Annotated in this window: 17 protein-coding genes and 2 tRNA genes; 11 read left to right on the top strand and 8 right to left on the bottom strand. The window is 71.6% G+C overall.

What is annotated here, in order from left to right:
* Positions 1-23: 23 nt before the first annotated feature.
* On the bottom strand, positions 24-965 hold the full coding sequence (locus tag F593_RS0117410) for a hypothetical protein (protein WP_022930025.1): 942 nt from the start codon (positions 963-965) through the stop codon (positions 24-26).
* A gap of 96 nt (positions 966-1061) precedes the next feature.
* Here F593_RS0117410 and F593_RS0117405 point away from each other — a divergent pair, with 96 nt between their 5' ends.
* The 5 genes from F593_RS0117405 (at position 1062) to F593_RS0117385 (ending at position 7436) form a co-directional block, all read left to right on the top strand.
* Positions 1062-1622, top strand: coding sequence for a cob(I)yrinic acid a,c-diamide adenosyltransferase (locus F593_RS0117405; RefSeq protein WP_022930024.1), 561 nt, complete (start codon positions 1062-1064; stop codon positions 1620-1622).
* 254 nt (positions 1623-1876) lie between these two features.
* Entirely contained in the window at positions 1877-3235 is a 1359-nt protein-coding gene (locus F593_RS0117400; RefSeq protein ID WP_022930023.1) for a hypothetical protein, read from the top strand.
* A gap of 49 nt (positions 3236-3284) precedes the next feature.
* Complete coding sequence (locus F593_RS0117395) at positions 3285-4700, top strand: hypothetical protein (RefSeq protein WP_022930022.1); 1416 nt, start codon at positions 3285-3287, stop codon at positions 4698-4700.
* Positions 4701-4786: 86 nt separating this feature from the next.
* On the top strand, positions 4787-6148 hold the full coding sequence (locus tag F593_RS0117390; RefSeq protein WP_022930021.1) for a hypothetical protein: 1362 nt from the start codon (positions 4787-4789) through the stop codon (positions 6146-6148).
* 4 nt (positions 6149-6152) lie between these two features.
* Positions 6153-7436, top strand: a complete 1284-nt coding sequence (locus tag F593_RS0117385) for a glycosyltransferase (RefSeq protein WP_022930020.1) — start codon at positions 6153-6155, stop codon at positions 7434-7436.
* 58 nt (positions 7437-7494) lie between these two features.
* Here F593_RS0117385 and F593_RS0117380 read toward each other — a convergent pair whose 3' ends face one another.
* Positions 7495-8037 carry a glutathione peroxidase gene (locus F593_RS0117380; protein ID WP_022930019.1) on the bottom strand — a complete coding sequence of 181 codons (543 nt, stop codon included), beginning with the start codon at positions 8035-8037 and terminating at the stop codon, positions 7495-7497.
* Between the two features lie 26 nt (positions 8038-8063).
* Positions 8064-8339, bottom strand: a complete 276-nt coding sequence (locus F593_RS26240) for a DUF3072 domain-containing protein (protein WP_022930018.1) — start codon at positions 8337-8339, stop codon at positions 8064-8066.
* Positions 8340-8632: 293 nt separating this feature from the next.
* On the opposite strand from F593_RS26240, the gene F593_RS0117370 reads away from it, so the two are divergent.
* The gene (locus F593_RS0117370) at positions 8633-8920 is read left to right on the top strand and encodes a hypothetical protein (protein WP_022930017.1); all 288 of its coding nucleotides are present in this window, start codon (positions 8633-8635) and stop codon (positions 8918-8920) included.
* Positions 8921-8976: 56 nt separating this feature from the next.
* On the opposite strand, the gene F593_RS0117365 is transcribed toward F593_RS0117370, so the two are convergent.
* A tRNA-Glu gene (locus F593_RS0117365) sits at positions 8977-9049 on the bottom strand.
* 193 nt (positions 9050-9242) lie between these two features.
* On the opposite strand from F593_RS0117365, the gene glsA reads away from it, so the two are divergent.
* The 4 genes from glsA (at position 9243) to F593_RS0117345 (ending at position 14888) form a co-directional block, all read left to right on the top strand.
* Positions 9243-11045 carry a glutaminase A gene (gene glsA, locus F593_RS0117360; RefSeq protein ID WP_022930016.1) on the top strand — a complete coding sequence of 601 codons (1803 nt, stop codon included), beginning with the start codon at positions 9243-9245 and terminating at the stop codon, positions 11043-11045.
* 136 nt (positions 11046-11181) lie between these two features.
* Positions 11182-11265: transfer RNA gene (locus F593_RS0117355), tRNA-Leu, on the top strand.
* Positions 11266-11982: 717 nt separating this feature from the next.
* The gene (locus F593_RS0117350; protein WP_022930015.1) at positions 11983-13935 is read left to right on the top strand and encodes an ATP-binding protein; all 1953 of its coding nucleotides are present in this window, start codon (positions 11983-11985) and stop codon (positions 13933-13935) included.
* A 5-nt stretch (positions 13936-13940) separates the two neighbouring features.
* Positions 13941-14888 (top strand): HNH endonuclease, encoded by a 948-nt coding sequence (locus F593_RS0117345; protein WP_169449214.1) that lies wholly within the window; start codon positions 13941-13943, stop codon positions 14886-14888.
* Between the two features lie 650 nt (positions 14889-15538).
* Here the strand turns inward: F593_RS0117345 and F593_RS0117340 are convergent.
* From F593_RS0117340 to F593_RS0117330, 4 genes are all read right to left on the bottom strand, one after another.
* Positions 15539-16459, bottom strand: coding sequence for an FRG domain-containing protein (locus F593_RS0117340; protein WP_022930013.1), 921 nt, complete (start codon positions 16457-16459; stop codon positions 15539-15541).
* 190 nt (positions 16460-16649) lie between these two features.
* Positions 16650-17039 carry a hypothetical protein gene (locus tag F593_RS0117335; protein WP_022930012.1) on the bottom strand — a complete coding sequence of 130 codons (390 nt, stop codon included), beginning with the start codon at positions 17037-17039 and terminating at the stop codon, positions 16650-16652.
* Positions 17040-17042: 3 nt separating this feature from the next.
* Positions 17043-19871, bottom strand: coding sequence for a CHAT domain-containing protein (locus F593_RS30035; RefSeq protein WP_157251927.1), 2829 nt, complete (start codon positions 19869-19871; stop codon positions 17043-17045).
* A 235-nt stretch (positions 19872-20106) separates the two neighbouring features.
* A complete protein-coding gene (locus tag F593_RS0117330; RefSeq protein WP_022930011.1) occupies positions 20107-20901 on the bottom strand; it encodes a hypothetical protein in 795 nt (264 codons plus the stop codon).
* 162 nt (positions 20902-21063) lie between these two features.
* On the opposite strand from F593_RS0117330, the gene F593_RS26235 reads away from it, so the two are divergent.
* Positions 21064-21624, top strand: coding sequence for a general stress protein (locus tag F593_RS26235; RefSeq protein ID WP_022930010.1), 561 nt, complete (start codon positions 21064-21066; stop codon positions 21622-21624).
* Positions 21625-21627 lie beyond the last annotated feature (3 nt).

Genomic DNA, 21627 nt, shown 5'->3' with positions numbered 1-21627 from the left:
CGACCCCACCGGGGCGGCGGCTCCTAGCGCGTGGCGTCGCCGCGGTCCGGCAGCCGGATGAGGTCCGGCCCCGAGACCGCGAGCGCGATCGCGGTCTTCAACGTCGTCGCGTCGAACGCGCCCGCCGCACGCAGCACGCCGGCGTCGTCCGTGCCGGTGACCGCCCAGCTCGGCGGCTCGTTGCGGTAGCGCGAGGCGAACACGAGCCCCGAGCCCGCGCCGATCGTGCGGGTCTCCCGTCCCGCGGCGTCCAGCAGGGCGAACCCGCGGCCGTCCTTCTGCGGGACGACGGGGATGCCGGACTCCTCCGCCCCGCGCTCCGCCAGTCCGGCGGACGGGTCCTCGCGGATCTGCTTCCAGGTGCCCACCGCCACGCGGGCGGACTCGGGGTTGTAGGAGCTGCGGATGAGGTTCGTGACGGCCGGGATGTCGTAGCGCACCAGCGCATCGCGGACCATGCGGCACGCGCGGCCGCGGGGTTCGGCGCACTCGACGCGGACGGGCCAGCGCATGCCCTCCTGCCCGTGCTCGAACGGCTCGGGGAAGGTGCCGACGACCCCGCGCGGCGGGGTGGCCCCGGCGGGCTGCAGGTCGACCCACAGGGTGTCGCCGTCGTGGACCTTCGTGGTGCGCGGGCCGTTGACGACGGGGAGCTGCTGGAGGTTGACGTCCTCCCCCGTGGTCTTCAGCGCACCCGAGCGCAGCGGCGCGCCGTTGAGCCAGGTGGTCCACGTGCGCCCGCCCGTGGCGCGCCGGCCGTCGAGGCTCGTGAGCGCCCCGCGGGCGTCCGTCTCCACCGTCGTCGCCCGACGCAGCACGGCGAGCGCCGGCTCCCCGTCCTTGGCCTCGATGCCCGAGCGGTCCAGGACGGTGCGGGCGCCGGAGTCCGTGGTCACGAGCACGCGGACGCCGACCCCGGACTCGTCGACCTGCCCGCAGGACGCGAGCGCCGCGGTGGCGGCCACCGCTCCGATCAGACCCACCAGACGGCGGGCGCGGGACGGGCGAGGGGGCGACGGCGACACGGCGACCGATTCTAGGACGGGCGCTAGGGTCGGCGCATGACCGTCAACCTCACCCGCATCTACACCCGCACCGGCGATGCGGGCGAGACGCACCTCGGCGACATGAGCCGGGTGCCCAAGACCCACGCCCGCATCGAGGCCTACGGCGACATCGACGAGCTCAACAGCCAGCTCGGCGTCGTCGGCGCGCTGCCCGGCGTGCCCGAGCGGTTCCGCCCGTGGCTGCTGCGGATCCAGAACGACCTCTTCGACCTCGGCGCCGACCTCTCCGTCCCCCACGACACGGAGCACGCCCGCAAGGACCGCCTGCGCGTGGCCCCGGAGCAGGTCACCTGGCTCGAGGAGCGCTGCGACGAGGTCAACGGCGAGCTGCCGAACCTGCGCTCGTTCCTCCTCCCCGGGGGCGGGATGGTCGCCGCCCAGCTCCACGTGGCGCGCACGGTCGCCCGCCGCAGCGAGCGCCGCGCGCTCGTCGTCGAGGGCGCGAACCCCGAGGTCGTGAAGTACCTCAACCGCCTCTCCGACCTGCTGTTCATCCTCGCTCGGGCCTGTACGGAGGGCGACGAGCCGCTCTGGAAGCCCGGCGCCTCGCGCTGATCGGGGCCGTTGACGGGCCCGCGATGGGACAGATGCACACGGCGTGTTCCTGAAGTTTCTGTCACAACGCGGGTCATCCGTTCGAATACCCCAGATGCGGACCCCTACGGTCCCGTAGCGGAACGAATACCCCGATCACTACGGCGTTTCTCTCCGTGTGACGCGACTCACAGACTGCGTACCTTGCTGTTTCTCATGCGCGCCACTAGCGTCGCCGGGCGTCGGTCCTTCGATCCCCCGAGGTCACGTCGCCCATGGAAGTCCCCCTGGTGGAGCACGGCTCGCTCATGCTCCGCGCCGCCCAACGCACGTCCGTGCTGCCGAACATGGCGCTCGTCACGCGGTTCGCCGACGAGGTGCCCGCCGCCGACCTGCAGGCCGAGGCCGCGCGGCTGGCCGCGAGCCCCTTCGGCCTGGGCCGGCGTCTGCGGGCCCCGCGCGTCCCCGGGGCGCGTCCCCGCTGGCACGCCGCCGGCGAGCCGCCCCCCGTGCCGCTGCGCGAGGACGGCCTCGACGCCCCGGCGCTGGCCCGCTGGCTCGACGACGAGATGAGCGTGCCCCACGACCCCCAGGGCGGCCCGGGCTGGCGGCTCTCGGCCGCGCGCGCCGCCGACGGCGGCACCCTCGTCGCGCTCGGCATGACGCACCTCTTCGGGACGGGCCGCGACATCGCCACCACCCTCTACGGCGGCCTGCCCGAGGTCGGCCTGGACGCGCTGCCCCAGGGCCGGCCGCCGGTGCTCGACGAGACGCTCGACGCCGCCGACCGGCTGCGGCGCGGCGTCCGCGGGCTCGTCCGGCTCGGTGGCGAGGTCGCCGCGGCCCCGTGGCGCCGCGACCCCGACGGCGAGCTCGCGACCCTCCGCGCCCCGCTCGAGGCGCTGCGCGACCGGGACCCGAGCCGCGGCCGGCGCTCGTCCCGCCGCGTGGCGGCGATCGCCACCGTCGACGCCGCGGCCTGGGACGCCCGACCGCGGGAGCTCGGCGGCACGGGGACCAGCCTGCAGGTCGCCCTCGTCGCCAACCTCGTCCGCGAGGCGCGGCGGGCCCGCGGCGGGCCCGTCGAGCGGCCGGTGCGGCTGATCGTCCCCGTCGACCTGGCCGACCGCCAGGAGCTGCCCGATGCCGCCGCCACCGTCGGGCCGATCCGCCTGACCAGCGCCACGGTCCTGCTGCCGGGCGGGCGCGCCGACCACGGTGGGCTCGAGGACGTCCGCGGCGAGACCCGCCGGGCGTTCGGCGAGGCCTCGGCCCAGGTCGCCCGCACCGGCCGGGTGCCCGTGGCGCCGGGGGTGATCGACGCCATGGCCCTGCTGCCCGACGACCTCACCCGCCGCGTCGTCTTCGGGGTGCACGGCCACTACGACGCCGCCGCGTCGAACGTCGGCCCGCTGCCGCCCGGGATGCTGCGGCTCGGCGAGCACCAGGCCACCGACGCGGTCCTCATGGCCTTCCCCATGGGCAGCGACCTCTCCGTCGCGCTCGCCCGCCACGGCGACGTGGTCCGGCTCGGCGTGGTCGCCGATCCCAGCCGCCTGGGTGGCGGCCCGACCCTGCGCGAGCGCCTGTCCGCCGAGCTCGCCGCCTGGGAGCTGCCCGCCCGGGTCTGGTGAGGCTCCCCGCCGCTCCCCCGTTCCCGCCATCGTCCCCCCACGAGGCCCCGTGTCCCCCACCGCCGCTCCCCCCACCGTCCACCCGCCCCCGCTCGCCCCGTCGGGCGGTGAGGCCCCGCTCGTCGACCACGCCAGCCTGGTGCTGCGCGCCGGCCGGATGGGCACCGTCCTGCCGCACATGGGCTGGATCGTGCGGTTCCCGACCCGCATCACCCGGCCCGAGCTGACCGCAGAGGCGCGGCGGCTGGCGTCCTCGCCCTACGCGCTCGGTCGGCGCGTCGCCCCGCGGCGGGTGCCCGGCGCCCGCCGGCGGTGGGTCGCGACGACGGACGCCCCGCCCGTGCGGCTCGCGGCCGATCCCGTCGACGGCCCGGGTCTGAGCGCCTGGCTCGACGAGCAGCTCACGATCCCGCTCGACCCCGAGCACGGCCACGGCTGGCTCCTGACCGCCACCCCGACCGCCGACGGCGGCACCGTGCTGCTCGTCCTCGTCCACCACCTCTTCGGCACGGCGCCCGGGGTGCTGCACGCCGCGTACGGCGACGGCTCCCTGCCGGCGTGGCACGGGACGACGGAGGCGACGTTCACGCCCGGCGGCCGCTACGGCCTGCGCTGGGAGCTCGACGGGGTCGGCGAGCGGCTGCAGCTCGGCCTGGCCGGCGCCGCCCGCGCCGCGGTCGACGGGGCCCGGGCGGCGCTGCGCGGCTCGCAGCCCGCCGCGCCGGTCGACCCGCCCCCGATCCGGGCGCCGAAGGGCCGCGATGCGACCCGCCGCGCCCCGGGACCGCGCCGGGCCGGGGTGGTCGCCAGCTTCGACGCCGCCGTCTGGGACGCCGCGGCCGCCGCCCGCGGCGGCACCGGGAACACGCTGCTGGCCGCGATCGCCGCGAACCTCGTCCGGCGCGGCCGAGCCGGGCGTGGCGGCGACACGGAGCGTCCCGTTCGCCTCGTGCTGCCCATCGACCTGGGCGACGACGCGATCGGGGAGCGCCGCGACGGCAGCTCCGGCCCGCGGGCGACGATGGTGACCGCGTCGCTCGTCCTGCCGGGCGGCCCGCCGGAGTGCGGCGACCTGACCGTCGCCCGCCGCTGGACGAAGGCGGCGTTCGTGGCCGACGCGGCGTCCGCCCCGCCCGTGCGCGGCGTGGGCGACGCGACCCGCCTGCTGCCCGAGGCGCTCACGATCCGCGCCGCCGAGCGGGCCGCGATGGGCTTCGACGCCTGTGCCTCCAACCCCGGCGCGCTCCCCGACGGCGTCCGCGACCTCGGCCCGCACCGCGCGACGGACGCCTGCGTCGTCGGGTGGCCGATCGGCCTGGACCTGCTCGTCGCGCTCAGCCGCACGCCCGAGACCGTGTCGGTCAGCGCCGTCGGGGATCCGTCGCGCCTGGGCCCCGGCGCCGACGTCCGCGCGTGGTTCGGTGACGAGCTCCATGCGTGGGGGTTGCCCGACGGCCGCTGGTAGCCACGCCCGCCGACCCTGCCGCACCGCCGGACGCCGCCCTCGCGCGCCGGCCTTCCCCCACCCCTCCGGCCCCCCCAGGAGACCCCGTGAAGATCCCCCTCGACGACCACGCCGCGATGTACGTCGGTGCCACCCGGACCCGCAGGCACCGCCCGTGCATCGGGCTCGTCCGCCGCTTCGACGAGCCCGTCACCGGCGACGCCCTGCTGCGCTGGGCCAACGAGCTCGCCCACAACCCGCGCGGCTTCGGCCGCCGGGTCGTCCGCCCACGCGTCCCCGGCGCCCGCCTGCGCTGGCAGGCCGCGGCCGACCTGCCGCCCATGCGCTACGAGCCCGACGCGCTCGACGGGCCCGAGATCGTGGCCCTGCTCGAGGACGAGGTCAGCTCCCAGCCCGATCCGGCCACGGCACCGGGCTGGCGCCTGGCCGCCGCCCGCACCCGCGACGGGGGCAGCATCGTGACGCTCTGGGTCAACCACGCCTACGGCGACGCCCGGGCGATCCTCTCCACGGCCTTCGACGCCGCGGCGGCCCCGGCCGACCCGCCCGTCGTCCCCCGCCGCTGGCGCACGGAGACCGTCGAGGAGCTGACCGACGTGGTCCAGCGCGTGCGCCACGGCGTCGGCGGCAGCGTCCGCCTGGGTCGCGAGGCGGCCGGGGCGTGGCGGAGCGCCGCGACCCCCGGCGACCTGCAGCGGCTGACGCCCACCATCGCCGCCCTGCGCGAGCGCGACCGGGGCGTCGGCGTGCGCTCCGGTCGCCGCAACGTCGCCCTCGTGCGCACCCGGGCGGAGGACTGGGACACCGCGGCCCGGGACCACGGCGGCTCGGGCAACACCCTGCTCCTCGCCGTCGTCGCCAATCTGATCCGCGGCGCCCGGCAGTCGCGTGGCGAGACGACGGACCGCCCGCTGCGGATCCTGCTGCCGGTCGACCTGCGCCACCAGCGGCCGAACGGCCAGCACGACGTGACCGCGAACGCGGTCGTCGGCGCCCTCGTCGTCCTGGACGGCGGGGCGCCGCGCCACGGGCGACTCGACGAGGTGCGCCACGCGACGAAGGCCGCGATCGAGGCCGCGGCCCCCGCGGGCGCGCAGCGTCGCGACGGGCGCCCGGCCGGGCCGACGGGGACGGTCGACGCGATGCGGCTGCTGCCCGACGCCCTGACCCACCGGATGGCCGTGCTGGCCCAGGGCGCCGACGGGGTGGCGTCGAACGTGGGGCCGATCCCGCCGCAGGTCGGCCGGCTCGGCGCCCACCGGGCCGCGGAGTCCTACCTGCTGGGCGGCCCGATGATGACCGACCTCACCGTCTGCCTCGGCCGCTCGGGCGGCGACATCACCCTCGGCGTCGTCGCCGACGCCGGGCGGCTCGGGCCCGGCGGCACCGCCCACGCGCGGGTCGAGGCCGAGCTGGCCGCGTGGGGCGTCCCCGGGACGGTCTGGTGAGCCCGTGCGGGTGACGCTCGTGACGTTCGGCTCCCGTGGCGACGCGGAGCCGTTCGTCGCGCTGGGCGAGCGGCTCGTCGCCCGCGGCCACGAGGTGCGGCTCGTGACCCACGCGATGTTCGCGCCGATGGCGGAGGGCACGGGGATCGTCGTGTGCGGCGCCCGGGGCCGCAGCGTGCGCGAGCTGCTCGACGACCCGGAGGGCCGTGCGCTCCTGGACGGCGTGCGCAACCCGTTCCGGGCCGTCCGCCGGCTCGCGTCGTTCCTCGAGCCCGAGCTGCGCCTGCTCTACGCGGACACCGCCGCCGGGGTCGCGGGCGCTGACGTCGTCCTCTGCTCGCCCGCCACGATGCCCGGCCTGGACGCGGCCGAGGCCCACGGGGTGCCCGTGGTGCAGGCACAGCTCCAGCCGCTGGCCTCCACGCGCGCGTTCCCGGCGCCCGTCGCCTGGGTCGGCGCGCGCACGCTCGGGCCGCTCGGCAACCGCGCGTCCTTCGCGCTCGACGAGAGCGCCACGGCCCTGCTGCTGCGCGGTCCCGTGGGCGCGTGTCGGCGCGACGTGCTCGGACTCGCGCCCCAGGGCGTGCGCGCGGTGCGCGCCGCCCGGCGCCCGGACCGCGGCGCGCTCGTCGCCGTCAGCCCGCACGTGGTGCCGCGTCCGCCGGACTGGCCCGCCCGGGTCCGTCTGACGGGCCCGTGGTGGCGGCCCGCTCCCCCACCGGGACCGCTCGACGACGCCACGGAGGCGTTCCTCGCCGCCGGCCCCGCGCCCGTGCTCGTCGGGCTCGGGTCCATGCCGGTGAAGGACCCGGAGGCGACGACGGCCGCGATCGTCGGCGCGGCGAGGGACGCGGGCGTCCGCCTGCTGCTCCAGCGCGGCTGGGCGAACCTCGGCGCCGGGCTGGAGGGGCGCGACGACGTGCGCGTCCTGGGCGACGTCCCCCACGACGCGCTGCTGCCGCGCGTGCGGGCGGTGGTCCACCACGGAGGTGCGGGCACGACGGGTCGCGGGCTGCTCCACGGCCGCCCGACGCTCGTGCTGCCGGTCCTCGCCGACCAGTTCTTCTGGGGCCACCGCCTGGCGGCCCTCGGCGTCGGCCCGCCCGCGCTGCCCCTCGCCCGGTTGGACCGCGCCGCACTGGCGGCCCGGCTGCGGGCGCTGGCGAGGGACCCCGGCTACGTGCGCCGGGCGGCCGCGGTTGGCACGGCGCTGTGGGCCGAGGACGGCTGCGCCACGGCGGTCGACGCGCTCGAGGAGCTCACGGGGTGGGCGCCGGCCGCGACGTGACCCGGCGCCGACGGGTTGCCGCCGACCGCGCCACCCCGTGGTCGGTGCGCCGGCGGCCCTAGGCCTGCTGCGGCGGCAGCAGCGACTCGATCTTCGCGACGAGCTCGGGGTCCCGCGGCTTCGTCTTCGCGCCCCAGCGGGCGACGAGGTGCCCGTCGCCGTCGACGAGGTACTTCGTGAAGTTCCAGGCCGGCGCACCCGAGTCGGGCTGGCGGGCGAGGTCGTCCCAGAGCGGGTGCGGGTCGGCGCGCACCGACATCTTCTCCGTGACGGGGAACGTCACCCCGTAGTTGCGCTGGCAGACCTCGCCGATCGCCTCCGCGTCGTCGTGCTCCTGGTCGGCGAAGTCCCCCGACGGGCACCCGACGATCTCGAGCCCGCGGCCGTGGTACTCGTCGTAGAGCTCCTGCAGGCCGGTGAACTGGGGCGTGAACCCGCACTTGCTCGCCGTGTTGACGATCAGCGTCGGCTTACCGCGCTGGGCGCCGAGGTCGAGCGTGCCGCCCTCGAGCAGCCCGACCTCGTGCGCGTAGACGTCGGTCGGCGCGTCGAGCGGCTTGGACCGCTTCGCGTACATGCGGATCGTGGAGAGGAGGCCCATGCAGGGAACCTACTCCGCGGTACGGCTCAGCCGCCGGTGGGCTGACCGCCGCGGCCCGTCTTCTCCTGCAGCTCGTCGATGAGCTTCGAGGCGTCGGCCTTCGTCAGGTTCTCCGGCACGTCGACCCCGGCCTCCTGGGCCAGCGTCGACACGTACGAGAGCTGCGGACCGGTCGCGGGCTCGCCGCCGGTCGCCCAGTCGGACGGGTCCTTCTCCGGGGAGCGCTGCGGCGCCGCCGGGGTCGTCGTGTCGGGCTGGACCTTGGGGTCGGGAGCGGCGTCGTCAGGCGTGGACTGGGTCATGCGGTGCCCGTACCCGGGGCCGCCCCGGGCGACACGGACGCACCGGGCGACACAGGGCCAGCGGTGCACAGTGGCCGTGGTGCGCGGTGGCGGGCGGGGCGGCCACGACCGTGCCGTGTTCGTGGCGCACGCCGATGACGCATGCCCCAGGGGGACATGTCCCTGAGGACATACCCCATGTCGCCCAGGACATGGCGCCGCGACGCGTGTGCGTGTCGGCCGCGCCCGTGGCCGTCCGCCGGGCCACGGTCACCCCGACCCGCGGCGCCTGCGATCGGGGTACCGTGCCCTCCATGACCAGCGCGACGCCCGACACTCCCGAGGGCCGCGCCGACGCGCTCCTCGCCACGATCCGCCGCCACCGCCGCTCGCTCGACCAGGGCACCGCAGCAATGGACGAGGGCGCCGGCGACCGCCATCGCCGCTCCCTGCTCATCAAGGACATCGCGGGATCCCGCAAGGACCTCGACGCCGCGGTGCTCGCCGCGATGCGCGCCGAAGGCGGGCCGAGCGACGAGGCGATCGGTGAGGCATCCGGGCTCGATGAGGCCGAGCTGCAGGCGCTGCGCGCGCAGGCGTAGCGGGCGCAACCACCCCGAGAACGACGAAAGCCCCGCCATGCGGGGCTTTCGAGAGGTACCGCTACCGGGATTCGAACCCGGGTTTCCGCCGTGAGAGGGCGGCGTCCTAGTCCCCTGGACGATAGCGGCGCTGTTCCGTGCGTCTCTGACGCGCGGAGCGGATTTATAGCACGAGATTCGCGGGGCGCGTCGTCACGTCCCCGGGTTCCGTCACACATCGCGCGCCTCCGGCCCGTCGGGCGCGGCCGCACTGCGAGACTCGCCCCGTGCTCCCCCGCCCTCCCGTCCGCCGCTCCCCCGCCCCGCGAGCCGAGGCGCCGCGGTGACCCCCGTCGTCGACGAGCTGCTCGACGCGGTGCGGGAGGCCTGCATCGACGACCGGTCCGGCGAGTCGAAGGATCCGATCCCGCACCTGAAGACGATCGACCCCGACGCGTTCGGGATCTGCGTGGCCACGGCCGACGGGCACCTCTACGAGTCGGGCGACACGCGGGCCCCGTTCCCGATCCAGTCGATCTCGAAGACGCTGACCTACGGGCTGGCGCTCACCGACGCCGGGGCCGACGCGGTCGCGGCGAAGATCGACGTGGAGCCCTCCGGCGACGCGTTCAACGAGATCAGCCTGGACCCGGAGACCGGCCGGCCGCTGAACCCGATGATCAACGCCGGGGCGATCACCGCCGCGTCCCTCGTCGCCGGCGCGACCCCCGAGGAGCAGTTCGCGCGGATCCAGAAGGCCTATTCCGCCTTCGCCGGCCGGGAGCTCGAGTTGAGCGAGGAGGTGCTCGAGGCCGAGGTCGCCGCCGGCCACCGCAACCGGGCGATCGGCCACATGCTGCGGGAGTTCGGGATCCTCGAGGACGACCCGAACCGGACGCTCGACGTGTACCTGCGCCAGTGTTCGCTGCTGACGGACTGCCGCGACCTGGCGATGATGGCCGCGACGCTCGCCAACGGCGGGGTGCAGCCCCGGACGGGCGAGCGCCTGCTCGCCGGCGAGCACGTGGACCGTGTCCTCAGCGTCATGACGACGTGCGGGATGTACGACGACGCCGGGGACTGGGTCGCGACCGTCGGCCTGCCCGCCAAGAGCGGCGTCGGCGGCGGGATCATCGGCGTGCTGCCCGGCCAGGTGGGGATCGCCGTCTGGTCCCCCAGGCTCGACGAGCACGGCAGCAGCGTGCGCGGCGTCGCGGCGTGCCGTCGGCTGTCGAACGAGCTGGGGCTGCACTTCCTCCACGTCGCCCGCGACACCCGCAAGGTGGTCCGCGACTCGTATGACCTCACGGACGGGCCCTCCCTGCGCGAGCGCCCGGAGGCCGAGACGCGGCTGCTCGACGAGGTCGGCGGGCGGGCTCGCGTGCTCGAGCTCCAGGGCGACCTGCAGTTCGCGGGCGCCGAGGCCGTGGCGCGCGGCGTCGAGGACCTGGGCGACGACGTCGACCTGGTGGTGCTCGACCTCGGGCGCTGCGACGAGGTCCCCGACGTGGCGGTGCGGACCGTCCTGCGGCTGGCGGAGCGGTTCGCCGGGTCGGACCGGACGCTCGTCGTCGTCGACCCCGAGGAGGCGCTGCCCGTCGACGACGTGCCCGAGGACGTGCGGCCCCGGGTGTTCCGCCACGCCGCCGCGGCGATCGACTGGTGCGAGGAGCGCCTCCTGGAGCGCCACGGCGCCGTGCTCGACGCGCCGATCGCCCTCGAGGACCACCCGCTGCTGCGGTCGGTCGACGCGGAGCGCCTGCGGCCCTACCTCGAGCCGCGCGCGGTCGACGACGCCGCGTCCCTCGTGGCGGCCGACGACGAGCCGCAGGGCCTGTTCCTCGTCCTGGGCGGCGCCGTGGCCCTGAGCGCCCCCCACGACGCCGACAGGACGCTGCGCCTGGCCCCGGGAACGATCTTCGGCCAGGTCCCCCTGGTCACCGGCCGGGCGCACCGGGCGGCGGTGCGCGCCGACGACCAGGCCGAGCTCGCCGTGCTGACGCCGCGGGCGTTCGCCCGCATGGCGGAGGACGACCCGCCGCTCCACGCGTCGCTGCTCGTCGCGCTGCTCACCGCCGGCTACGAGGGCGCCGAGCGGCTGCTGCGCCACGTCGCCCGCCGGACCCGTCCGCCCGAGCCGGCGTAGGGACGGGCCGCCCCCGCGGCACCGCGCCGTGGGCCGGGCGACGCACGCGCGCCGGCTCGGCGGGGCGTAGGCGCCCGGCACGGTCCGGGGTCCATGCGCTATCGTGCGCGACCGCGATGCAGGTCGCGATCGCCACGCGGATGTGGCGGAATTGGTAGACGCGCGGCGTTCAGGTCGCCGTGGGGGCAACCCCGTGGAGGTTCGAGTCCTCTCATCCGCACCTGCAGAAAGGCCCCGCTCCGGCGGGGCCTTTCGCGTTCTCGGGGCGTGGCGCGGATGAGGTGCCACACAGCGACGCTGATGAGCCGAAAATCGGTTGTCTGACGATTGCCGGCGCTTCGGGGGCCTTCCTACGCCGCGGAGCGGCACTTTCATAACGGCTCAGGGATCTCAGGCGCGCCGCACGTGGTGTTGAGACCAGCACCCACGTCGAGGCGCCGGCGGCAGCGCAGCGACAACGGTGGCCCCGCCGACGACGCGCCCAGGCGCGAGCCCGGCGCCACGCCGTAACAGGTCGCTGGCATCGCCAAAGAGTTCGATCCCCCATTCCTGAGACGCGATCACGTCGAGCGTCTTGCATAGGTTTCCCGGGCTCGTCGAAGCCTTCGCGGGCTTCCAACGACAACCACCGGGACCGCGGACGGCCGGAGGCGGTTCGTTGCGGCAGTCCAGGCAGCGCGCGGAGCGAACGCGGTCGCTCGCCGGTCGACGAAACCACCGCTGCGACGCTCCCTTTCCGCCCAGATCGGGACCGGAAAGCTGACTCCGACGCCGCGCTTTATGCCACCGACCACGGGCAGGCACGGATCTCACTAGTCCGCCGCGGCTTGCCCGTTGCCTCGCGGCTTGGGTGAGGCATCAGGAGAGCGGGAGGACGTGCGGAACTACCCAAAAGAAGCCACGCCCTACCGACTGCTTGTCCTGAGAGGATGAGCCGGTGCGGCTCTCGCTAGACATCGACACGACCTATGTTCAGGGGCTGACCCGTTCGCTGTTGACGGGCATTACCGAGCTGATCTGGAACGCGGTCGATGCGGACGCCACGACGGTGGACGTTGAACTGCAACGGTCCGCGCTGACCGGCATTGAGAGCGTCGTGGTCCGCGACAACGGACACGGAATCACACCGGCAATGGCCGTGAGTCAGTTCGCGAAGCTCGGGGGTTCGACTAAGAAGACGACACCGAAGTCGCCCGCAGGACGCACGCTGCATGGTCGCCACGGGCAGGGACGTTTCCGTCCTTTCGGGTCCGGCGGTCGCGTCGTTTGGGACAGCGTTGCCGAGACGCCAAACGGCCGCCAACGGACGACGATTACGATCGCTGCGAGCGACCTGCGCGCCTGCGATGTCTCCGACCCCGAACCGACGGACGCACCGCTTGGGACGTCCGTCACACTCGAGGGGCTCGGCCAGCCCGTCACCGGCATCGAGGGCGAGAGCGCCCACGACCGTCTGGTAGCGAGATTCGCGCTGCCCATCGAAAGCTACGGGGTGTCGATCACCTTTGACGGGAAGAAGGTGAACCCGGCGCTACTGCAAGACGTGCGCCGCGAGTACACCCTCGATGCCGTGGAGGATGTCCCGCTCACGGTCACCGTCATCGAGTGGAAGCGGAAGATCGACCGCGGGCTCTATCTCTGCAACGGTGGCGGCGCGGCGCTGGAAGAGATCGACGTAGGGATCCAGGCGCGTGGTTTCGAGTTCACCGCCTACGTCAAGTGGGACGGCTTCGCAACCCAAGCCGCGGAGTTGTCCACAATCGAAATGCAGTCCGGGCCGGCCAGAGCGGTACTAGACGCTTCGCGTGAGGCGTTGCGGCAGCACTTCCGGGCGCGTCTCGCTGAACGCCGGCAGAAAATCGTCGCCGACTGGCAGAGCGAGGGTGTCTACCCCTTCAAGCAGCCACCGCAGTCCCGGGCTGAGAGAGCCGCTCGCGACACGTTCGATCTGGTGGCGCTTCAGGCAGAGGAGATCATCAATGCAGCGCCGAAACCCAACAAGAGGCTGTCGCTCGGCCTGCTTAGGGAGGCGCTGGAACAGGACCCGGGGTCTCTTCACCGCGTACTGACGAACGTCCTCGCACTACCGTCCGACCAGGTCGACTCGCTCGCCGAGTTGCTGACGCGTACGCCGCTCGCATCGGTGATCGCGGCTTCGCGGGCCATTGCCGATCGGCTCGATTTCGTCGCCGGGCTCGCCTCGTTGACGACGCACCCTGACTGGAAGAAGCGAGTCAAGGAGCGAAGCGAGCTTCACAAGATCCTTGCCGCCGAGACCTGGGTTTTCGGCGAGGAATACGCGCTCGCCGCAAGCGACAAGGGGCTCTCCGAGGTACTGAAACACCATCTCGCTTATCTCGGGCTCACTGCGTCCGATGACGACGGCGAGGAAGGCGGCGACGCTGACGAAGTCTTGGACGTCGACGGACACCGTCGGATCGTAGATCTCTTGCTCTCGCGCTCAATCGAGACCGCCGAAGATCAGCGCCGACACTTGGTAGTCGAGCTCAAGCGGCCCTCTGTCAAAGTCGGCCCGAAAGAGCTCCAGCAGGTGAAGGACTATGCCCTCGCCATAGCCACCGATCCGCGGTTTGATCTTGAGCGGACGCGATGGGAATTCTGGGTCGTCTCGACCGACGTCAAAGGCACCGCCGACGAAGAGCGTCGCCAGTATCCGGATCAATTCGGCCTCGCCAGCACGCTGCGGGGCGGGCGGGTCCGGGTCTGGGTAAAGACCTGGGGCGAGATTCTCCACGACGCGGAGCATCGCTTGAAGTTCGTCAAGAAGAAGCTCGGTTACGACCCAGGCGAGGTCGAGGCATTGGCCTACCTGCGCAGAGAGCACGACGAACGGCTCCCCCCAGATCCCGGCACCGACTCTCGCGGATAGCGGCTATGCCTGGAAGCACCGCCGCTTCACGGCCCGGACTCTGCTGGTACTGCGGTTTCGAAGCCTTGCGCGTTGACGATCCTCCGGAACACGCGATTCCGGATGAGATGGGCGGCAGGCTGAAAACCGACCGTGTCTGCCGCGATTGCAACCACCGCGCCGGCACTGAGATTGACGCACCGTTTATGGAGGACCTGCTGATTTTCTCGGACCGGCAAACCCACATCCCTGGCCGCACCAAGCTTGCCCCGACGCTCGACGCCAAGCTCGACGACGGCACGCCCGTCGATATCCGAATGGGGCGGAGAAGATGGAACGCGCGCGTGCGACCCGCGATTGAGCGCGACGGCAATCTCATCCGTATCCGTGCCAATGACTTGACCGAGTACAACAAGCTGGTCGATCGGGCGCGAAAGCAGCTCGCCGCCGAGGGCAAGACGATCCCGGACGGACTCACGGAAATCCCTGACTCGGCACCGATCGGGGAGATCCGGGTGACGTCCCGGATCGAAGGTGTCGTATGGCTCCGCATGGCAGCCAAGGTGACGCTCGCTGCATTCTCGACAACCGTGGATGAGTCCTGGGTCACGACCTCCGAAGCTGCGAAGTATCGAGGATGGCTGTGGGACGAGAAGCCTCGTAACGAGGACGGGACGAACGCGCTGGCGTTCCCCGTCGAGGCGAACCGATTCGAGAGTGCGGCCGCCCGGCCTGGCGAGCACCTCCTCTACTTCTACCCGCGCGCCGGTGGCGACCATGTCGTCCTTTCTGTCGTCTACTTCGGGACGTTGATTGTCCGGGCACGCGTCGCGATGCACGGACACCGGCGACCCGACGCAGCGTGGCGTATGAAGCACGGGTCGCCTGCCACGCGAACGACTTTCGACCAACTCCTCATGGAAGCCGCCGTGAATCAAGCAGACGAGCCAGCGGCCGAGGGGGATGACGACTGACGCCTACGCTGAAGGGCAGGGCCGAACCAGGGCCACCGCCAGGCTGCCGCGGTGAACGGTGCCCACGTACGGGCGGCTGAAGCCTCGAATCCGCTCCCACCCGCCGAACCGACGTCCTTCGGCTCGGCGACGGTCTTGCAACGAGCTGCCGTGCTCGACGCGGTCGGAGTCCCAGAGAAACCCGATCCGCCCGTAGTTCCCGTCGACCTCTGAGAACAGGAGGCGCCACGAGTCCGGCAGCAGCTCCTTGATCCGGCGAAGCCGCTGTTGACGTTGTCTCGGACCTCGACGATCGAGACGAGATCGAACCACGAGACGATCGCTGCGAGCAGGGCGAAGCACGCATCGTCACGGGGCTGCTCGGTGGCCCCCAGGTTCGCGATGCTCCAGGTGGCAACAGCAGGTGGCCGTCGCTGCGATCGGGGAGCCCTCGGACCGCCCTGTGCGCAAGAAGCCGTTCTCGCTCTCGCCGGAGCTCAACTACGTAGTCGAGCTTCGGCTTCGAGAACCCCGGCATGCGTGCGATGCATGCAAGCGGGCCGTCATGGTCTATTGCACCTACGGGGCCCAACGACGCCCGGCGACCGACGCGCTCCCGAAGCCGTCAGCCGACGGCCTCCCCCAGCGCAGGACCGCCCCGGGAGGCCCCGTCATGCCGACGGAGCGGCCGGCAGGTCCGTCCCGTACTGGGCGAACCCCGGTAGGTCTGGGTAGATCGTCTGGTGGGTATAGCCGAACAGTCCTTCAAGCCGCTTCCGGATGGCCGGCTTGGCTGCGGACACAATGCGGAACGTATAAGCCGGGGCGCCCCCAGCCCCGACCCCGCCGGCCTTGGGGTCGGCCTTATGTAGACGGAGAGGCAGCGATGTCCCACGGCGCACGTCCGCGCGCGGCCACGTCTTGCTGCCGCCCGGCTGCTTCTGCAGTTGGAACCCGGGCGCCGTCTTCGGCACGCCCGCGAACAGGAAGGCGCCATTTTGCGCCGCGATACGACGCTCGAACGGTGGCGGCTTCCACGCGAACGTCTCACCCGTCCACCGGGCTTCAGGGAGTTCCGCCCATGGCCTTTCCCGGCGGTCCTCCCAGTCGCGCAGCTCGGACTGCTCGTTGATCAGCTTTGATGTGATGTCGACCGCAAAGAGGCGACCGTCGCGGCCGTCGTCCTTTTCGACCGCGAACCACAGACCGATGTAGGCGTTAAGCGTGACGTCGATCAGCCGGGTGGGCGCTCCGAAGTGCTGCAGTGCGGCGAGCTGGTAGAGGATCGACAGCCGTCCCTGAGGCCCGTTGTGGAGCCCCCATCGGTGCGTCTCCGCCAGGAGCTTTCCCTCCGCTTCGGCAAGAGCTGCCTCGTCTGGGGGCTCCGGGTTGCCTGATGCCTCGCGTTGCCACAACAGACGGCGGTAGAGAGAGCTATGCAGAGGAAAGGTCGCGTCCGAGACGCCGCGCCACGCGAAGAGGCGATCCGTGACCAACCATCTCTCGGACAGCCGTGTAAGGAGGTCGTTGATCTTCTCGAAACCATCGATCTCGCTTTCCCACGGCGCGTAGAACCCATCGGGCAGCGACATAGAGCGTACTTCGTCCACGGGACGCGACTTCCTCCTGCTAGGCGTTGGAATCGAGCCAAAAGGCCCTCGCGGCAGTTCAGAGACCGCCACTTCGGCCGGCACGGCGTGCCGACTTCTGCCCCGGCGTCTTGAGCGAGTGCAGTAGCACCGTGGTTCTGCTGACCGAAACAGCGGCCATGCTGTGCCCTAGCTAGGGTCGCGGCGGTGGGCGTGTGGCTTCCACGAAATCGGCTGCTTGCCTGAGCACCTCTGCAGCGTCTAGCTCGCTGGTCTGATGCCGGACGGTTGCCTTGAACTGGTACCCATCGACGACCGCACTCACCGTCACCTCGGCCACCCGGCGTTGTCGCATGGCCGAAAGAAGTCCTTTCGCGAACGGGGCGATCTGGTCCCGTGACAAGACGAGCGAGAGCGCATCCGCCGACACGGCCATCGTCGAGATCGCGATCGCGGATGCCTCCATGAGCAGGCCGTCCCGGACCCCTGGTGCCGCACGAGCCCCGATGCCCTCGTCAGCGAGCATCTGGCCAGCGATTTCGACCGGCACTTGCACAAGAAGGTTTTCGGATGAGAGCTGCATCTTTTAACCCTTAACCAACGTCATTCCGGCCCACCAGTGGGGCGCTATTCGGGCGTCCAAGCTCAACTCGCGAATGAGATCTCGAACGTGTAGCTCGAGGTGCCCTCGACGGACGATGGTTGAAGCGACGCAGTTATCGACAATCCCGGCCTCGAGACTGTCTATGAGGGGCCAGATTGGGGCAATGATCTCGTTTGCACCTTTCAGCATCAGCGCAGACGCAAAACCGCCCCATTCATGGGAGAAGTGGACGCCAGCTCCACGGCAACACATCAGGGCAGCTCGCTCGCTGGCAACTCCTGACATTTGCATGATGTCAGCTGCGGTGAGTACGTTGCGGTCGGAAGGTGCAAGGGGGATTGAGCTTTCACTAGGGACGCCCGTCCCCGCATACAGGTGGCCAACGTATAGCACCGCGGAGCCACGGCACTCCGTACCGCGTGAGGCACCGATGAGCACGTCCATAGAAACTGGGGCGCTTGCTCCGGCATAGGATAGGTTTCCAAACGAGCTGCCGATGCGGATCAGGTCCCATGCGGGCACATCGCTCGTTGCGCGGCGTCCCGTAGTCGCTGCAATCGTGTTGGCTGGGGGGAGCATGGCGACGGGTCGTTGGGTCATCAGGAACCGACCCGTATTGTCTGTGCCTAGCCCCCACGGGACCGTAGCTAGGTCTGGCGCGATCGCCATCAACAACGGGCGGTCCGTGGCGACGGCTACGGTTCTGGGGAGGATGCCACTGATGGCCCGCCCGATGGCGTCGATTCGCGGACGCTCCAGCGCCCGGAGCGCGTTCGCCAACGCGTTTCGTGATCCCGCCGGCAGCCGCAGAGCGAAGTCCTGAGCGTGGATGAGGTTGTCAACGAAGGGTCCAGTGCAGCAGCGGACTGCCGCTACGGTCGGCAGGTGCTCAGGCGACAACCGGGCTGCCGTGAGAAGGCGATGGTCGAGTGGCGCAACGGCCGGGGAACTCCACGTTGCCGTAGCTGCGAGCAGTGCTTGTTGGCCCGTGTCGAGTCGCACGCGGCCGGAACTGATCGAGCCATCTGAGCAGTCGATCAACGACCAGACGATGTCCGACCCGAGGCGATAGAGCTGCAGAACCTCGGGAACCTCGCACCAGTCAGCCTCACCGATCATCCGGCCGAGATCGAGGGACTCGAGTGCATCCGGACCCGGTTTGTCGAGCGTCCGCGAGTCCGGCGCAACGCCGCCGGGCCACCGATCGGTCCAACGGAGCGTGTGCGGCTCCCCAAGAGAAGCGGGATATGACGCTTTCCGGGCCGCCGCATCCATGAGAAACCGCTCGCGTAGCTGACTTTTGGCGGTAGGCGAGTCAGTCCATCTGCCAAGTGCCCCCGAAAGAGATCCCCACCGCGACAGCTCTACCGCCTCGAACTGTCCCCAGGGAGTCAATTCTCCGCGCATCAACATCCTGTTCAGGACGGGTATTATGTTTGCACGTCTGAAAGCCGCCCGCACGGATTCGTCGTCCTCAGCTGCCACATGCGCAAGGTGCCCGAAATACTCGGCTACATCGTCCCCCTGGCTGGGCGTGCTCGTGACCAGAGCTTCGAGCTGCGTATTTAGATCATCGAGATCCTGCAGCGTGACGACTCGGCTACTGTCGACCGCCAGCTCCTTCGCGAGGTCCTCAAGCGCGAGCGCGTTTGCCTCGGCTGCAGACCGATCACCCGCGACGAAGGCGAGCATTGTCTGCAGCATTAGCGCATGGGGCGAACCCGACGGCATGGCCTTGAACCGGCCTATCGTTGTCTCGGTCCGAAGCGCCCAACGGTCGAAGTGCGATGTGTCGTCAACCATCCGGGCTGTCAGTAGTGCGTTGAACAACAGTTCCGACAGCGGGAGGTCACGGACAGCTATACCGGGCGCTGTCACAACAATGGGCTCAAAGTGATGCCACGCACGCTCGAGATGCGTCAACGAAGCGTCGTAGTCAGCGGTGCGGTCGGTTTCCGAACTGCGTTCCATCTCAAGGCGCCCCGCGTCCGCAGCAGCGGCCGAGCCGCGAAGGCCAGGGCGCGGCGTCTCAAGGATCTCGCGGGCTTGATCGGCCATCCCGAGGTTTCGGAATACCCGCGCCGCCTCCGCTCTCGCGCGAAAGAGCAACTGAGGGGCGTCGGCTGCGACGGCTGCTCGCTCAGCGCGGGAAGCGTGGTGAACAGCGGCCGTGTACAGCTTCGCCTGTCTGAGCTGTCCGGCGTAAATCAGCTGACACTGGGCAGCAAGATTCCATGCGCCACCCCGCTCATATTTTGATGCCATCTCCGCGTATGCAGTGACTGGCTCTCGTGCTTGCCAGTCGGACAACATGAAGCGGTTGAACTCGATGACATTCAGGCGCTGACTTTTTAGGGGCCAAGATGCTGGAAGTTGATTCGCTACTTCTGCAGCGCGCAACAGTGTAGAATGCGCCGCCGAATAATGGTATGCTCCCATCTGGGATGAGGCCCAGTTAATCAACAGTACAACCTCGATGTCCGTTCCTAGCTTCTGATGATCTCGCAGTAGTCCACGCGCTTCGATAAAGGCATCTCGATAGCGGAGATCGAGATGGGCCTGAGTCCCCGCCGTGCCAACCGCGATCAGAGCGCGAACACGAGATTGCACGTCCAGTTCTCCAGCCCGGCGCAGAGCAAGGCGCCCGAGAGCGAGCGCTTCCGGAAAATCGCCGAGAATCAGATGCAGGCTTGCCGCTCGTGAAGCGGCTTCGGGGCTTCGCTGCCAGGCGTATCCGATGCGCTTGAGAGCCTTCGCCGGCTCGCGAAACGCAAGGATGGAGAACTCACTCTCGGAGATGCTGTCGGTCACGTTGAGATCCAAGAGCGTACAACGTCGATCACATTGCGGAACCCTCTCTATCCGGATCGCATCCGTTGCAGCGTTGGACATCCCGAACGTCTGGGATCTGGCGGCGGATCCGAAAGGGACCGCGGTTCCAGACGCCCTTCCCGGACTGAGTCAAGCGCCTTCACACGGTTCCAGAGTGCTCCTCCGCGGGCACTTGCAGGAAGGCCCGCTCCGGCGGGGCCTTGGGCGGCCGCCCCTACGCGCGCCGCAGATACCCCACCGGGGCCACCCCGCCGAAGGCCGTGAACCACGCCTCGACGCGCTGGTCCGCGATCCCCAGCTCGTCCGCGGCCTCGGTGTGGCCGGCCACCGCCGCGTCCGCCGGGTCGGTCATGGCGAAGAGGGCGAGCACGTCGTCGTCCTCGAAGACCTCGAAGAGGCCCTCGAGCGCGTCGACCGCCTCGGCCGCCTCCGGGGCCGGCAGCTCGCCCGCGTCCGAGCGCAGACCCAGAATCCCCGCCGCCTCCTCCAGCAACCGCACGCCGATGATCTCCTCAGCCACGCAACCCGCCGACAGCCCGTCGCCGAGCCGGACCATCAGCGCGACGGCGGCGGAGTACAGGTCGACGGCGAGGGCGCCGTCGACGGCGACGACGAACGCCGGCGGCACGAGCGTCGCGGCGTGGTCCACCGCGTGGCCGTCGCGGACGGCCGCCCGGAAGTCGTCCAGCAGCAGCACGCTTGCGTCGATCATGGCCCGCCGGGCGTGCAGGTCGTCGATCACGTCGGGGAGGAACGCGAGAACGTCGGGCCCGACCTGCCCGTCGGCGGCGGCGTACTGCCGCCCCGCCCGCAGCAGGACCGGTGGCCCGCCGTCGATCACCGCGAGCCCGTAGGCGTTGGCCTCGCTCAGGATGCACTCCAGCCGACCGGGCGCGACGCCCCGCTCCGCCGCGAACGCGTGGGGGTCGAGCTCGTCCCCGGCCCCCTCGGCGGCCTGGACGGCCCGCAGGAGCTGGACGAGCAGGCGGTGGTCGTCGGGAGCGTTCATCGGATGGCGAGCCTCTGGGCGGAATACGGTGGATCGCGACGCGCGGACGCTATGCACTGTACGCAGACGCGCCAGGGGTTCGCCGCCGGGCCGTCGCGCCGAGGAGGACGGACACGGTCGAACGACCGTTGCGACGGCGGGCGAGAGGCGTACGGTCGACCCATGAGCACGGATCCCGCCCCGCCCACCCCGTCCGCCGGCGGCCCCGCCGACCCGGACCCCACCCCGCCGGCCGGGGCCGCGGCGGCCGGGACCGCGGCGGGCGGGACTGCGGCGGGCGTCCGCCGCTCCGTCGCCGGCTATGCCTCCCACGCCGAGGCCGTCCGCGCCGTCGACTGGCTGTCCGACGAGGGCTTCCCCGTGCAGCGGGTCGCGATCGTCGGCAGCGGGCTGAAGGCCGTCGAGCAGGTCACGGGACGCGTGACGGTCGGCCGCGCCGCCGGCCAGGGGGCCGCGCAGGGCGCCGTCATCGGCGTCTTCTTCGCCCTCCTCTTCGGGCTCTTCTTCACGGGGCCGGCGTTCCTCGGCCTGCTGATCTACGCCGTGGTGCTCGCGGCGCTGTTCGGCGCGGCCCTCGGCGCCGTGGGTCACGCGGCGCTCGGCGGCACGCAGGACTTCGGGTCGATCTCCACGATGCAGGCCGACCGCTACGACGTCATGGTCGACCACGACGTCGCCGACGAGGCGGCGCGGGTGCTCGCGCGGCTGCCGGCCGGCCGCTGAGGG

Source organism: Patulibacter americanus DSM 16676 (genome assembly GCF_000420025.1).
In the GTDB taxonomy this organism is placed as follows: Bacteria; Actinomycetota; Thermoleophilia; order Solirubrobacterales; family Solirubrobacteraceae; genus Patulibacter; species Patulibacter americanus.
Note: the sequence above shows the minus strand (reverse complement) of the source record. Positions and strands in the feature narration are given on the sequence as shown.

What these genes read in the sequence shown, in the direction of transcription:
- F593_RS0117340 (WP_022930013.1), bottom strand. Translation starts at nt 16,459, where the DNA reads ATGTCGCTGCCCGATGGGTTCTACGCGCCGTGGGAAAGCGAGATCGAT.
- F593_RS0117335 (WP_022930012.1), bottom strand. Translation starts at nt 17,039, where the DNA reads ATGCAGCTCTCATCCGAAAACCTTCTTGTGCAAGTGCCGGTCGAAATC.
- F593_RS0117400 (WP_022930023.1), top strand. Translation starts at nt 1,877, where the DNA reads ATGGAAGTCCCCCTGGTGGAGCACGGCTCGCTCATGCTCCGCGCCGCC.
- F593_RS0117380 (WP_022930019.1), bottom strand. Translation starts at nt 8,037, where the DNA reads ATGGGCCTCCTCTCCACGATCCGCATGTACGCGAAGCGGTCCAAGCCG.
- F593_RS26235 (WP_022930010.1), top strand. Translation starts at nt 21,064, where the DNA reads ATGAGCACGGATCCCGCCCCGCCCACCCCGTCCGCCGGCGGCCCCGCC.
- F593_RS26240 (WP_022930018.1), bottom strand. Translation starts at nt 8,339, where the DNA reads ATGACCCAGTCCACGCCTGACGACGCCGCTCCCGACCCCAAGGTCCAG.
- F593_RS0117330 (WP_022930011.1), bottom strand. Translation starts at nt 20,901, where the DNA reads ATGAACGCTCCCGACGACCACCGCCTGCTCGTCCAGCTCCTGCGGGCC.
- F593_RS0117345 (WP_169449214.1), top strand. Translation starts at nt 13,941, where the DNA reads ATGCCTGGAAGCACCGCCGCTTCACGGCCCGGACTCTGCTGGTACTGC.
- F593_RS0117370 (WP_022930017.1), top strand. Translation starts at nt 8,633, where the DNA reads ATGACCAGCGCGACGCCCGACACTCCCGAGGGCCGCGCCGACGCGCTC.
- F593_RS0117405 (WP_022930024.1), top strand. Translation starts at nt 1,062, where the DNA reads ATGACCGTCAACCTCACCCGCATCTACACCCGCACCGGCGATGCGGGC.